General features: G+C 68.6%; 11 protein-coding genes. 5 read left to right on the top strand and 6 right to left on the bottom strand.

Annotation, left to right across the window (positions count from 1 at the left end; translation table 11 throughout):
• The first annotated feature begins 94 nt into the window (after positions 1 to 94).
• Positions 95 to 1,168, top strand: a complete 1,074-nt coding sequence (locus B7K20_RS05155; RefSeq protein WP_144018544.1) for a polyprenyl synthetase family protein — start codon at positions 95 to 97, stop codon at positions 1,166 to 1,168.
• 27 nt (positions 1,169 to 1,195) lie between these two features.
• On the opposite strand, the gene B7K20_RS05150 is transcribed toward B7K20_RS05155, so the two are convergent.
• Positions 1,196 to 1,546, bottom strand: coding sequence for an Rv2175c family DNA-binding protein (locus tag B7K20_RS05150; protein ID WP_234985724.1), 351 nt, complete (start codon positions 1,544 to 1,546; stop codon positions 1,196 to 1,198).
• A 139-nt stretch (positions 1,547 to 1,685) separates the two neighbouring features.
• Between B7K20_RS05150 and B7K20_RS13395 the strand changes: the two genes are divergently transcribed.
• Together B7K20_RS13395 and pknB are read left to right on the top strand one after the other, a co-directional pair.
• Positions 1,686 to 3,116, top strand: coding sequence for a lytic transglycosylase domain-containing protein (locus tag B7K20_RS13395; protein WP_159449331.1), 1,431 nt, complete (start codon positions 1,686 to 1,688; stop codon positions 3,114 to 3,116).
• Between the two features lie 61 nt (positions 3,117 to 3,177).
• Entirely contained in the window at positions 3,178 to 5,124 is a 1,947-nt protein-coding gene (pknB, locus tag B7K20_RS05140) for a Stk1 family PASTA domain-containing Ser/Thr kinase (RefSeq protein WP_084101242.1), read from the top strand.
• Positions 5,125 to 5,190: 66 nt separating this feature from the next.
• Here pknB and B7K20_RS05135 read toward each other — a convergent pair whose 3' ends face one another.
• From B7K20_RS05135 to B7K20_RS05120, 4 genes are read right to left on the bottom strand one after another with little or no spacing between them, the layout of a single operon-like run.
• Positions 5,191 to 6,537: a class II 3-deoxy-7-phosphoheptulonate synthase gene (locus B7K20_RS05135; protein WP_084101240.1), complete on the bottom strand. Its 1,347-nt coding sequence runs from the start codon at positions 6,535 to 6,537 to the stop codon at positions 5,191 to 5,193.
• Positions 6,538 to 6,541: 4 nt separating this feature from the next.
• On the bottom strand, positions 6,542 to 7,741 hold the full coding sequence (locus tag B7K20_RS05130; RefSeq protein WP_084101238.1) for a pyrophosphate--fructose-6-phosphate 1-phosphotransferase: 1,200 nt from the start codon (positions 7,739 to 7,741) through the stop codon (positions 6,542 to 6,544).
• A 39-nt stretch (positions 7,742 to 7,780) separates the two neighbouring features.
• Entirely contained in the window at positions 7,781 to 8,503 is a 723-nt protein-coding gene (locus tag B7K20_RS05125) for a 1-acyl-sn-glycerol-3-phosphate acyltransferase (protein ID WP_084101236.1), read from the bottom strand.
• 18 nt (positions 8,504 to 8,521) lie between these two features.
• Positions 8,522 to 9,508, bottom strand: coding sequence for an ROK family glucokinase (locus tag B7K20_RS05120; RefSeq protein ID WP_084101234.1), 987 nt, complete (start codon positions 9,506 to 9,508; stop codon positions 8,522 to 8,524).
• Positions 9,509 to 9,592: 84 nt separating this feature from the next.
• On the opposite strand from B7K20_RS05120, the gene B7K20_RS05115 reads away from it, so the two are divergent.
• On the top strand, positions 9,593 to 11,389 hold the full coding sequence (locus B7K20_RS05115; protein WP_084101232.1) for a long-chain fatty acid--CoA ligase: 1,797 nt from the start codon (positions 9,593 to 9,595) through the stop codon (positions 11,387 to 11,389).
• Between the two features lie 24 nt (positions 11,390 to 11,413).
• Here the strand turns inward: B7K20_RS05115 and B7K20_RS05110 are convergent, their stop codons facing one another.
• Complete coding sequence (locus B7K20_RS05110) at positions 11,414 to 11,620, bottom strand: hypothetical protein (RefSeq protein ID WP_144018542.1); 207 nt, start codon at positions 11,618 to 11,620, stop codon at positions 11,414 to 11,416.
• A gap of 87 nt (positions 11,621 to 11,707) precedes the next feature.
• On the opposite strand from B7K20_RS05110, the gene B7K20_RS05105 reads away from it, so the two are divergent.
• Entirely contained in the window at positions 11,708 to 13,396 is a 1,689-nt protein-coding gene (locus tag B7K20_RS05105) for a DEDD exonuclease domain-containing protein (protein WP_144018541.1), read from the top strand.
• Positions 13,397 to 13,404: the final 8 nt, after the last annotated feature.

The raw sequence follows: 13,404 nt of genomic DNA, 5'->3' as shown, positions 1-13,404 counted from the left end.
GCAGGCGGTGACCTCCACGCGGGCCACGTGGGGTCCATCTGTGGACAGGGAGCGCGCGGCGTGGCGTCTGGGGACGGGGCTCTAGGCTGGCGCCGTGACCTCTCCCCTCGTTCTTTGGCGCGACCGCACCGACCATGAGATCGCCTCCGTGCTGGCGGCACTATCGGGTCCGGTCACGGAGACCGTGCCTGCGGCGACGGAGATGCTGACGCCACTGAAGCGGTACGCGAATGGCGGCAAGCGCCTACGAGCGCTGTTGCTGCTCGCCTCGCACCGTGCACACCGTGGCGTCGAGGAGGAGGCTGCGGTGTCCCTCGCGGCGGCGCTTGAGTTTTTCCAAACGGCGGCGCTCATCCACGACGACGTGCTGGACGGTTCCGATACCCGCCGCGGCGGGCCTGCGGCCCATCGTGCGATCGCGCACCTTCATGCCGAGCGTGGCTGGGACGGCAGCTCCGATGAGTTCGGCGCCGCTGGCGCGGTCCTCGCGGGCGACCTGGCGCTGATGGCGTGTCAGCGCGCCGTCGGCCGCGCGTGCGCCCGCCTGGGCGCTCGCGGCGAACAACTGGCGGCCTTCTTCTCCGATATGACGGACCTGGTCACCGCCGGGCAGTACGCGGACATGAGAGCCGCAGCCCAGCCTTTGTCGAGCCTGGGCGATCAGGGAGACGACATCGAGACCGTGATGCGCGCCAAGACCGCCTCCTACTCCGCCGAGTATCCGCTTGCCCTCGGCGCGGCCGTGGCGGGCGCCGACCCCGCATCGATGGGTGCGCTGCAAGCAGCCGGCCGCGACCTGGGGATTGCATTCCAGTTGCGCGACGACATCCTGGGCCTGGTGGGCACGCCCGCAACCACCGGCAAGCCAGCGGGCGACGACATCCGTGAAGGAAAGCGCACCGCGCTGGTGTGGCATGCCTGGCGCCACGGCGGCGACGCGACCCGTACCGCGCTTGCCTCCACGATGGGCCGGCGCGAGGCGACGGACACCGAGGTCGCTGCCGCGGTCGACGCGGTCGTCGCGACGGGCGCTCTCGACGCCGCCGAGCGGCGCATCGAGAGCCTGACGAGTTCCGCGCGTGGCGCGCTCGCCGCGCGCGACCTCGATCCCCAGGGCACTCGGCTCCTGGACGACCTCATCACGACCGTCGTCGACCGCGTCGCGTAGGTAGGTACTGCCTGCGCGGCATGCCTCCTACAGCAGCGTCTGAGCGGCGCGGCGCACGGGGGCACGGCGCCCCTCGCGCAGCGCGGCGAGCGGTGAGGCGCCGAGCTCCTCGTTGAAGGCCGTGAGCCACGCGACGATCTCCCCGTCGGAGAACGCCATATCCCGCAGCAGCGTGAGCGTGCCCGGGAGGGTGGGCAGGACGCGGGCACGACCGTCGGACTCCTCGATGAAGTCTGCGGGGAGGTACCACGCGTTGTTCTCTCCGCGGCGCACCGCGACGACTCCGCCGGTGCGGATCATGTCGCGCACATCGGAGGCCGTCACCCCGAGGGCGTCGGCAAAATCGGGCACGGCCAGCCAGGACATCTCTTCGCTCACGCCACCAGCGTATAGAACCGGGCGCCCCATGCGGGCCGCCGGAACGGTCACAGCGTCTTGCCGCGCGTCCCACCGTGAACTACAGTCACTTTTGTCACAACTGTCACATGGGGCACATCCGCCTCAGGAGGAGTCGATCGTGGGACGCCAAGACCATCTCAAGCGCGCGGCGGGAGCCGCCGTCGCCGCCGGAACCGCCTTCGCGATCACCGCCACGGGGGCCATCCCTGCCGTCGCCGCCGACGAGCACCGCGTGAACCCGGGCGACACCGTCTCCGCCCTCGCCGTGAAGTACGGCACCTCCGTCCAGCGCATCGTCGACGCCAACAGCCTTGACTCGCGCGCCCGCATCTATGCGGGACAGACGCTGACGATTCCTTCGGTGACGGCCTCGACGTCCTCGAAGACCTCCGCCGCCCCCACGGTGACCACCTCCGCGAAGCACACGGTATCGACGGGCGAGACCGTGTGGGCTCTCGCGCAGCGCTACGGCACCACGGTCAGCGCGATCGTGAAGGCCAACTCGCTGGGCTCGAGCGCCATGATCCGCATCGGCCAGTCGCTGACGATCCCGGGCGCCGCCAAGGCGTCGACCGCCACCGCCTCCACCGTGTCCCCCGCGAAGGCGACCACGGCATCGGCCACCCACAAGGTCGCCTCGGGCGACACGGTCTCGGGACTCGCCGTGAAGTACGGCACCACGGTGAGCGCGATCGTGAAGGCCAACTCTCTGGGCTCGAACGCCATGATCCGCATCGGCCAGGCCCTCACGATCCCCGGCACCGCCTCATCGACAGCTCCGGCCTCGTCGACCACGCCGTCCACCACGACGTCGTCTCCGAAGGTGACCACGGCATCGGCCACCCACAAGGTCGCCTCGGGCGACACGGTCTCGGGACTCGCCGTGAAGTACGGCACCACGGTGAGCGCGATCGTGAAGGCCAACTCGCTGGGTTCGAGCGCCATGATCCGCATCGGCCAGGCCCTCACCATTCCTGGCGCCGGGAAGGCGACCCTCGTCTCGAACACCGTCACCCTCGCGACGGCCGAAAACCTCGACTCCTTCGGCGCCGTCGCGAGCGGGCTCGTGGGCGATTCCTTCGCGGGCCGCACGTATGCCGCCGGCACCGTGGGCGCCGCCAACCAGAACAAGGCGACACTCAACGCCATCTCGGTGCCAAGCCGCGCCGACATGCAGTCCATGGTCGTCGCCGCGGCCAAGCGCTACGGCGTCGACCCCGCGCTGGCACAGGCCGTCGCGTACCAGGAGTCGGGCTTCAACATGCGCGCCGTCTCCCCCGCGAACGCCATCGGCGTGATGCAGGTCATCCCCAGCTCCGGCCAGTGGGCATCGGACCTGGTGGGGCGCGATTTGAACCTCCTCAACCCGGTCGACAACGTCGAGGCCGGCGTGGCGATTCTCAAGCACCTCACGCGCGGCGGCCGCGACCTCGACATCGCCATTGCCGGGTACTACCAGGGCGAACGCGGCGTAGCCAAGTACGGGATGTACGCGGACACCAAGCAGTACGTGGCATCGGTCAAGGCCCACATGAAGAGGTTCGCGTAAGGCACGCGGCGCACCGCGCGGCCACCACCGAGCACGCGCGGGCCCTGCCTACAATGTGACCGTGTCAGAGACCCTCACCGATCCCCTGCTCGGCCGCGTCATCGACGGCCGCTACGAGGTCCGTGAGCGCGTCGCCGCAGGCGGCATGGCGACCGTATACGTCGCGTTCGATCGCCGCCTTGAGCGCGACGTCGCGCTGAAGGTCATGCACCCGCACCTGGCTGCCGACGCGACCGAGGCCGACTTCGTCGCGCGCTTTCGGCGCGAGGCGAAGGCCGCCGCGCGGCTCACCCACCCTGGCATGGTTCGCGTCTACGACCAGGGCGTGGACGGCTCGGTGTCCTACCTGACCATGGAATACGTGGGCGGCGAGAATCTCCGCCAGCGCATGACGCACGAGGGACCCCTGACGGTCGGCGAGGCCCTCGGCATCACGGAACGAGTCCTGGACGCCTTGTCCGCCGCACACCGGGCGGACCTGGTTCACCGCGACGTGAAGCCCGAGAACGTCCTCATCGACGAGGAGGGCGGGCCCAAGCTCACCGACTTTGGGCTGGCACGCGCGGTCACCGAGGTGACCTCGACCGCGACCGGCACGCTGCTAGGCACCGTCGCGTACCTCGCGCCCGAGGTGATTACCGAGGCGTCAGCCGATGCGCGCGCGGACGTCTACTCGGTGGGCATCCTGCTGTACGAGATGCTCACCGGGCGTCAGCCCTTCACGGGCGAGACCGCGATCGCCGTCGCCTCGCGCCACGTCCACGAGGACGTCCCCGCGCCCTCCGCGATCGTGCCGTGGCTGCCGACGGAGATCGACGACCTCGTCGCTTGTCTGTCCGCACGCGACGCCTCCGCCCGCCCTGTCGATGGTGCGGAGGCTCTCGCCGCCGTGCGGGAGACCCGCGCCACCATCGACGATCCGACGTTGGACCGGCGCGCCGCCCGTCCCTCGGGCGATGGCGAGATCGACACCGAACACGACCACACCACGGTGCTGGAGGAGTCCCCCGCCGGCGCGACCATCGCGCTGCCGATCGGGCTCGATGGCCAAGCCCCTGCGCTGACGGTCGCCAGCGACCTTCCCGACGACGACCCCGAGGCCTCCGAGCCCACCCGCACGCGCCACCGCGCGGGCTGGTGGATAGGCGCGATCATCGCGGCGGTCGTCGTGCTCGGCTCGCTGGGACTGTGGTGGTACCAGGCCATCGGCCCGGGCGCGTACACGACCGTCACCGACGTCACCGGCCAGACGGCCGAGCAGGCCGAGCTTGCCCTCGAGAGCCAGGGCTTCACGGTCGAGACGGAATACGCGAACGACGACGTGGTCGCCGAGGGCATCGTGATCGAGACCGATCCGGGCACCAATGCGCGCGCCCTCAACGGCGCCGAGATCCTGATGACCGTCTCCGACGGCCCACGCATGACCGAGGTTCCGGACGTCGTGGGCTCCGATCAGGAGACCGCGGAAGAGGCCATCACCGAGGCGGGCTTCACGCTCGGCGATACGCGTACCGAGTACGACGACGCCATCCCCGCTGGCGAGGTGATGAGCATGACGCCCGGCGCCGGAGAAACCATCCGGCACGACGCCACCGTGACGCTCACCGTCTCCGACGGCCCCGAGCCCATCGTCATCCCCGACCTCACCGGCATGACCGAGAACGCCGCCGTCGCCGCTCTTGCCGAGTACGGGATCGAGCCGACGATCGAGTACGGGCGCACCGAGGATGTCGACACCGGCGAGGTCTACGCTCAGTCGGCCGCACCGAGCTCGGACGGCTTCCGTACCCAAGACATGAGCATCACGGTCTCTGAGGGGCTGCCGCTCGTCACGGTCGAGGACGTCCGCGGCATGAGCTTCGAGGACGCGAAGGCGGTGTTGGAGAGCCAGTACCTCACTGTGACTGGCGACGACAACCCATGGAACTTCTCCACCGTGGTCTTCAACATGGACCCCGCTCCCAACGCACAGGTCGAGCGCGGCACCGAGGTCTACCTCGAGTACTGACACCAGACAAGCGAAACGGCCGATGCCATGGTCACCATGGCATCGGCCGTTTCGCTGTGTCGTGTGCTAGGCCTGGCTCAGCAGCTCCGAGACGAGGAACGCCATCTCCAGCGACTGCTGGTGGTTCAGGCGGGGGTCGACCTTGGTCTCGTAGCGAGCCGCGAGACCCTCGTCGTCAATCTCCTCCGTACCGCCCATGACCTCGGTCACGTCGTCGCCGGTGAGCTCCACGTGGAGGCCGCCGGGAACGGTACCGAGCGCACGGTGGACCTCGAAGAAGCCCGTGACCTCATCCAGGATGGTGTCGAACTCGCGGGTCTTGTAGCCCGACTCCGACGTGAAGGTGTTGCCGTGCATCGGGTCCGTGAGCCACGTGACGTTGATGCCGGCATCGCGCACCGCCTCGACGATGGGCGGCAGCGCCTCCCGGACGTTCTTCGCGCCCATGCGGGCCACGAAGGTGAGGCGTCCGGGCGTGTTGTCGGGGTTGAGACGCTCCGCCAACGCGATAGCGTCGGCACCGGTCGCCGTGGGTCCGAGCTTCACGCCGATCGGGTTGTTGATCCGCGACATGAACTCAACGTGTGCGCCGTCCAACTCGCGGGTGCGCTCCCCGATCCACAGGAAGTGGCCCGAGCAGTCGTACGCGTCGCCCGAGCGTGAGTCGATGCGCGTCAGCGCCCGCTCGTAGTCGAGCAGCAGCGCCTCGTGGCTCGCGAACAGGTCTACCGTCTTCAGCGCATCGAAGTCGCCGCCGGCGGCCGCCATGAAGCGCACCGCGCGGTCGATCTGCGCGGCCATCTGGTCGTACTTGGCGTAGGCAGGGTTCGCGGCGAAGCCCTTGTTCCAGGCGTGCACCGAGCGCAGGTCCGCAAAACCGCCGTGCGTAAACGCGCGGATCAGGTTCAGCGTCGATGCCGACACGTGATACGCGTCGAGCAGGCGCTGCGGGTTAGGCACCCGCGACTCCTCGGTAAACGCGTGGCTGTTGACGATGTCGCCGCGGTAGGCGGGCAGCGTCACGCCGTCGCGCGTCTCCGAGTCCGAGGAGCGCGGCTTGGCGTACTGCCCCGCCATACGGCCAATCTTCACCACGGGCGTCGAGGCGCCGTAGGTAAGGATGACGGCCATCTGCAGGATGGTCTTGATCTTGTTGCGGATCCGGTCGGCGGTCGCCTCCGAGAAGATCTCGGCGCAGTCGCCACCCATGAGGACGAAGGCCTCTCCCCTGCTCGCGGCGGCCAGCTGCTCACGCAGCACATCGGCCTCACCGGCGAACACCAGCGGGGGCAGCTCACTGAGCCGTCCCGTGACTGCGTCGAGCGCGTCACGGTCGGGCCAGGTGGGCTGCTGCTTCGCCTCGAGGGCGCGGTACGAGTCGACGCCGGCGGCCGCGAGGGCTGCCTCACTCATGCGTTCACCCCTGGCCGATGTCGGTCAGCAGCTCGGTGTACCACTCGGTGGTGGTGTCGAACGGCTTGTGACCGGCGATGCGCGGGAACTCGATGGCCTTGAGGCGTCCGCCGTCCTCCTCGTCGTGACCGATGACGCCGGGCTCGCCACGCAGGGCGCACTCGACGGCGAGGTCGGTCATCGACTTGATGAGGCGCAGGTCCTCGGGGTTGGCCTTCGCGGCGCGCGAGAAGTAGCCCGACTTCTGGACCATGACCTTCTCGGCACCCAGCTTCTCCGCGAACTGCTTCGCGAACCACTGACCGGGGTTGATGGTGTCCAGCTTCACGTGGCCGAAGGGGTCCTTCTCCACGGTGCCGCCGGAGGCTTCGATCTCCGCGATGATCTCGGGCACGCCCGCACCCTCCGACAGGAAGATGTTGACGTTGCCGACCTCGTCCATGATCGCCTTGAGTCGGGTGGCCTCGGCGTCGATGTCGAGCTTCTGCTCCGGCACGTACAGGGCGTGGATGTCCCAGCGCTCCTTGGACAGGCCGATCTCGGGCAGCCACTCCTGGGTGTCGAGCCACTGGCGGTACTTCATGCCCGCGGCGGCCGTGAGCCAGCCACAGGCGCGGCCCATGACCTCGTGGATGATGAGCATGCGCGGGCCCGAGCGGTGCTCGCCGATGATGTTCTGCGCGAACTCGCTGGCCTGCTCCGCGGCGGACCAGGCGCCGAGCGACTGCTTGATGGGCACCACGTCGTTGTCGATGGTCTTGGGCAGACCCACGACGGTGAGCTCGTAGTCGTTCTGGTGAAGGTACGCGGCGAGGTCGGCGGCGGTCGTGTTGGTGTCGTCGCCACCGATGGTGTGCAGGACGTCGACGCCGTCGGCCTTCAGCTGCTCGGCGGCGACCTTCAGCGGGTCCTCACCCTCGCCAACGAGTCCGCGATTGAAGCAGTCCTCGTAGTTGGTGAGCTTCACGCGCGAGTTACCGATGGGCGAGCCGCCGAACTCGTGCAGCAGCCCCGCCTTCTGGCGGACGGTGTCCGTGATCTCCACATACTTGCCCTGCAGAAGGCCCCAGTAGCCGTGCTGGTAGGCGATGATCTCCACCTCGGGCGAGATCTCGGTATAGCGCTCGATCAGGCCTCCGACGGCGGAGGACAGGCAGGGGGCGAAACCACCCGCGGTGAGCAGGGCGACACGGCGGACCGACATGGCAGACCTTTCGTGGGATGTGTGGGTTGCGTGAATATTCTAGGGGGCCGATGCGTCGGGCTCGGAGCCGCGGCTCCTCGCCTCCCGCTCCAGCTGGTGCTTGTACTGCGCGGCGTCACGGTCGACATACTCCTGACCGGACAACTCCTGGATGGCGGTCATCACCGAATCGGTGAGTTCCCTCAGCGCCTCGCGGTCGTCCTGACGGCCGGCGTAGGCGGAAATGTGGATGGGTTCACCGATGCGTACGCCGATGGGGTGGCGGCTGGGAACCTTCTGGCCGATGGGCTGCGCGATGTGGGTGTCGATCATCGCGACAGGGATGATCGGGACGCGCGCCTCGATGGCCATGCGTGCCACGCCGGTCTTGCCTCGGTACAGGCGTCCGTCGGGGCTACGGGTGCCCTCGGGATAGATGCCGAGCAGCTCGCCACCCTGGAGCGCCTCAAGCCCTGTGCGCAGGGCGGCCTCCGAGGCGCGTCCGCCCCCACGGTGAACGGGGATGACGCCCGAGCCCTCCATGAAGGCACGCGTCGCCCAGCCCTTGGGGCCCTTGCCTGTGAAGTACTCGGCCTTGCCCAGGAACACGACCTTCCGCTTCAGCACGAGCGGCAGGAAGATCGAATCGGAGAAGGACAGGTGGTTGGACGCGAGGATGGCTCCCCCGGTCTCCGGCACGCTCTCGGTCCCCTCAGACCAAGGGCGGTAGTACGTCTTGACCGGGGGGCCGATCAGGACGTGCTTAAAGAGCCCGTAGTACACGCGGAGAGCCTCCAGAGATCAGGCGGACGTGCCCGTGGCGGACGCGTCCTCGGCGACGGCGAGGCGAGCAAGCTCCGCCGCTCCGACGATACCCGCATCGTTGCCCATCGATGCCGCGACAATCGGTGCCACCGGTCGATGTCCTGCCGCGGGCAGGTGCTTGAGGTACGACTCGCGCGCGGGCTCGAGGATCAGGTCTCCGGCTGCGATCACACCGCCGCCCACCACGTACATCTCGGGGTCGAGCACCGCCGCAAGTGAGGCGGCCCCTGCACCGATCCACCGACCGAGGTCGGTGAGGAGCTCGATGCCGAGATCGTCGCCCTCCTCGGCGATCTGGGTCACGAGCGGACCGGTGATGTTCTCGGGGTCGCCGCCGGCAAGGCGCAGCAGTCCGGCGGCGCGTACGGAGCGCTCGCGCGCGGCGCGGCGCGCCTCGCGCACCAGCGCCGAGCCAGAGGCGTACTGCTCCCAGCAGCCCTTCAGCCCACAGCCGCAAGGGTGCCCGCCGGGCTGGACGCGCACGTGACCGAGCTCCGCGGCGAATCCCGCGGAGCCGCGAATGAGCTGTCCATCGGAGATGATCGCCGCGCCCAGGCCGGTGCCGATGGTGAGCATGATCATGGACGACGCCTCGCGGGCCGGACCGAAGGCAAATTCGGCCCACCCAGCGGCGTTGCCGTCGTTTTCCACCACCACGCGCACATCATCACGGCCGATCGCGGCCGTGACCTTCTGAGCCAGCGGGTACTCCCGCCAGGCAATGTTCGGCGCGAACAGCACACGCTCCCGGTCGGCCGAGACAAACCCGGCGGCCGCCAGGCCGATTGCCTCGAACTCGTGGTCGGCTGCCAACTCGGCCACGGCATCGGCGATCGCCGCATCGATGCTCGCCGCGTCCTCTGGCTGAGTCTTGCGACGCGTCTTCGCAACGATTCGACCTTGTTCATCGACGACACCGACGGCAATCTTGGTACCGCCGATATCTACGCCGATCGCATGCATGTGCCAGGGCTCCCTCGTTTGGGTGGTGGGACTCACTAGAGGGTATCGTGAGCCGAACCTGCTGTAGCGACGGAGACCGAACTCATGGCACCTCAGGACGCAATGTATGCGCCCCACATCGTCTCCCTGGTCCGCAAGACCTGGGACACCCACGCATCGAAGACGATCGTGAGAAATCCTCTTCCGGACGACAGCTGGACGGACGTGACGGGCGCCGAGGCCCGCGCGCAGGTGGACGCCACCGCCAAGGGACTCATGGCCATGGGCGTCAAGCCCGGCGACACCGTCGCAATTCTTTCCCGCACCCGCTGGGAGTGGACCGTCTCCGACCTGGCCATCATGACGGCCGGCGCCATTCCCGTGCCGATCTACGACACGTCGTCGGTGGACCAGATCCAATGGATCTGCGAGGACGCCCAGGTCACCGTGGTCATCGCCGAGACGGCAGCGCACGCGGCGCGTGCCCGGGAGGTGCTCGAGGGCGCCACCACACCGCTGCGCGAGGTCCTTGTCATGGACGAGGGCGCGATGGAGAACCTCGCCCAGCGCGGCGCCGAGGTGAGCGACGCGGACCTCGAGGCGGCGCTCGCCACGGTCAACCACGACACGCTCGCCACCATCATGTACACCTCCGGCACCACGGGTCGGCCCAAGGGCGTCGAGCTCACGCAATTCTCATACGTGCGCCATATCAAGGGCATGACGGATGAGATGCACGAGATCATTTTCGAGGAGGGCGCCTCGACTGTGCTATTCCTCACGCTCGCCCACTCGCTGGCGCGCCTGGTGCAGCACATCCTCATCTCGAATGGCGTGGTCATCGGCTACTGCCCCGATGCCAAGCGGCTGGTGCCACTCATCGGCACCATGCAGCCCACGCTCCTTCTCGCCGTGCCGCGCGTGTTCGAAAAGGTTTACAACGGCGCCGAGCAGAAGGCGGCAGCCGACGGCAAGGTGAAGATCTTCCGTTGGGCCGCCCAGCAGTCCATCGAGTACTCCAAGGCTCTCGACACCACGTCGGGCCCCTCGCTCATGCTGCGCGCCACTCACAAGATCGCCGACGTGCTGGTGCTCAAGAAGATCCGCGCGCTGCTGGGAGGCAAGGCACACTGGGCCGTCTCGGGCTCGGCTCCCCTGGGAGACCGCCTGGGCCACTTCTACCGTGGGCTGGGCCTCGTGGTCCTCGAGGGCTACGGCCTTACCGAGACCAATGCCGCGTCGCACGTGAACCGCACCGACCTGTCCAAGATCGGCACCGTGGGACCGCCGCTGCCAGGCCTCGAGGTCAAGATCGCCGAGGACGGCGAGATTCTCATGCGCGGCGAGCAGATCTTCCGCGGCTATCACCGAAACCCCGAGGCGACCGCCGAGGCCCTCGACGACGGGTGGCTGTGCACGGGCGACATCGGTTCTGAGGATGAGGACGGCTATCTCACCATCACGGGCCGCAAGAAGGAGATCATCGTCACCGCGGGCGGAAAGAACGTCGCGCCGGCTGAGCTCGAGGACCGCATCCGCGGGTATGCCCTCATCAGCCAGTGCGTGGTGGTGGGCGACGCCCAGCCGTTTATCGCGGCCCTGATCACCCTCGACGCAGAGGCGCTGCCTGGATGGCTGAAGGGCAAGGGCTGGGAGCCCATGACGGTGGCCGAGGCGTCTCAGGATCCGCGCATCCTCGAGCGAATTCAGAAGGCCATCGACCGCGCCAACCGCGCGGTCTCGCGTGCAGAGTCGGTCCGCACCTACCGGATTCTCGACAACGACCTCACCATCGACAACGGCTACCTCACCCCATCGTTGAAGGTGAAGCGTGCGCGGGTGCTGGAGGACTACGCACCGGTCATCTTAGAGATCTACCAGGGCAAGCACATCGCGAAATAGCTCTTGGCACTGCCCATGGACTGTCTACCCTGCTTGTCGGTGTGGCACTACCCGCTCGACCCTCCGCGAGGGTGGAACAAGGCCGCCGGCGACCAGCAGGTCGACCGCGCGGCTCTGATCGGCGTCCATCGGTGGCGGCGCAGCCCGGCGGACGGGAATGGTCATGAAGGACACGATGCAGTCGCCGCATTCCTTGCCCTTCACCTCGCAGGTGTCGCAATCAATGATCATGCTCGCGACGCTAGAGCGGGGGTCTGACATCGTCGTGTCGGGGTCGGTGGCGGCGCTTTGTCACAGGTCGGACGTACCGTGGACGCCATGACCACGGACCTCCAGGGCACGCTCGACGCGATTGGCGAGCCGCTGTCCGCCACGACCTTCGTCGTCGTCGACCTCGAGACCACCGGCGCGTCCCCGGCCGACTGCGGGATCACCGAGATCGGCGCGGTGAAGACTCGCGGTGGTGAGGTGGTCGGCGAATTCCAGACCCTGGTGGACCCGGGCTCCCCCATTCCCCCGATGATCGTCGCGCTGACGGGAATCACCGACGCGATGGTGGTGGCCGCGCCGCGCATCGAGCAGGTCCTCCCCGCCTTCCTCGAGTTCCTGGGCGACGCCGTGTTGGTGGCACACAATGCCCGCTTCGACGTCGGGTTCTTGAAGGCGGCGTGCCGCGCTCACGGCTACCGTTGGCCCGGCCCCGAGGTCGTCGACACTCTCGCGCTCGCGCGCCGCGTGGTGACCAAGGAGGAGGCACCCAACCGCAAGCTCGGCACCCTCGCCAGGGTCTTCGGCACGCGCGTCACGCCCAATCACCGTGCGCTCGAGGACGCTCGCGCCACAGGAGAGATCCTTCACGGGATGCTCGAGCGCCTCGCGGCCTTCGGCATGACCCATCGTGCCGACCTCGCGACGCTGCGCGATCCCGTGTCGGAAAAGGTGCGGCGCAAGGCCACCATGGCCGATGCTGTGCCCGCCAAGCCCGGCGTGTACACCTTCCGCGGCCCGCGCGGCGAGCGGCTGTATGTCGGCACCTCCAAGAACCTGCGTTCCCGGGTGAAGTCGTATTTCACGAAGGCGGAGACGCGCCGCCCCATCCGCGAGATGGTGGACCTCGCCGTCGGCGTCGACACGGTGGTGGTGCCCACCGAGCTCGAGGCCAACGTCCTCGAGGTCCGGATGATCGACCGGTTTCGTCCCCGCTACAACCGCCGGTCCGCCCGTCCCGAGCGCACGGCATGGGTGAGGCTGACTGACGAAGCCTTTCCTCGCCTGGTCGTCAGCCGGTCGGCGGCGGCCGACGGGGCGGACTTGGGGCCGATGCGTTCGGCGGCCGATGCACGCCTCGCCGTCGAGGCTCTTGAGCAGGCTCTGGGAGTGCGCACCTGCCGTACGCGGCTGACTCGGGCGCCCCGCGCCGACGCGCGCGCATGCATCCTGCTCGACCTGGGGCGTTGTGCTGCGCCGTGCATTCGCGGAGTCGAGTCCGAATACGCCTCGACGGTGGCGCTCACCCGCTCCGCACTGCGCGAAGACATCTCCCCCGTCGTCGACGCGCTGGCGGCCGAGGTCGCCCTGCATGCCCAGTCCGAGAGCTTTGAACGCGCGGCGGACGTCCGCGACGCCATCAGCGCCATCGTCGACGCCGCGGAACGTTCCGCACGCCTCGCCTCACTGCGCCAATGCAGCATCGTCGCCGTGCGCAGGGATGGCGACGCATGGGAACTCGTGTCGGTAGCACGCGGGGCGCTCGTCGGATCGGCACGGGTGCGCTCGGGCGTGTGGGACGCGGCCGGCCCGCTCAAGGCGGCGTGGGACGGACTTGAGATCGACGACCCGCTCATCGAGGAGCAGGAGATGGTGCTGAGGTGGCTCGAGCGGCCCGGCACGCGCCTGCTGTACGTCGACGGGGAATGGGCCTCGCCGGTGACCGCACCCGGACGTCATCACCGCTGGGTCGACGCGCGAAGGCTCGATCGCGGGAAGGTAGCCGCCACGCTGCGATAACGCTCGGC

The sequence above is a fragment of the Demequina sp. NBRC 110051 genome (genome assembly GCF_002090055.1).
Classification (GTDB): Bacteria; Actinomycetota; Actinomycetes; order Actinomycetales; family Demequinaceae; genus Demequina.
Note: the sequence above shows the minus strand (reverse complement) of the source record. Positions and strands in the feature narration are given on the sequence as shown.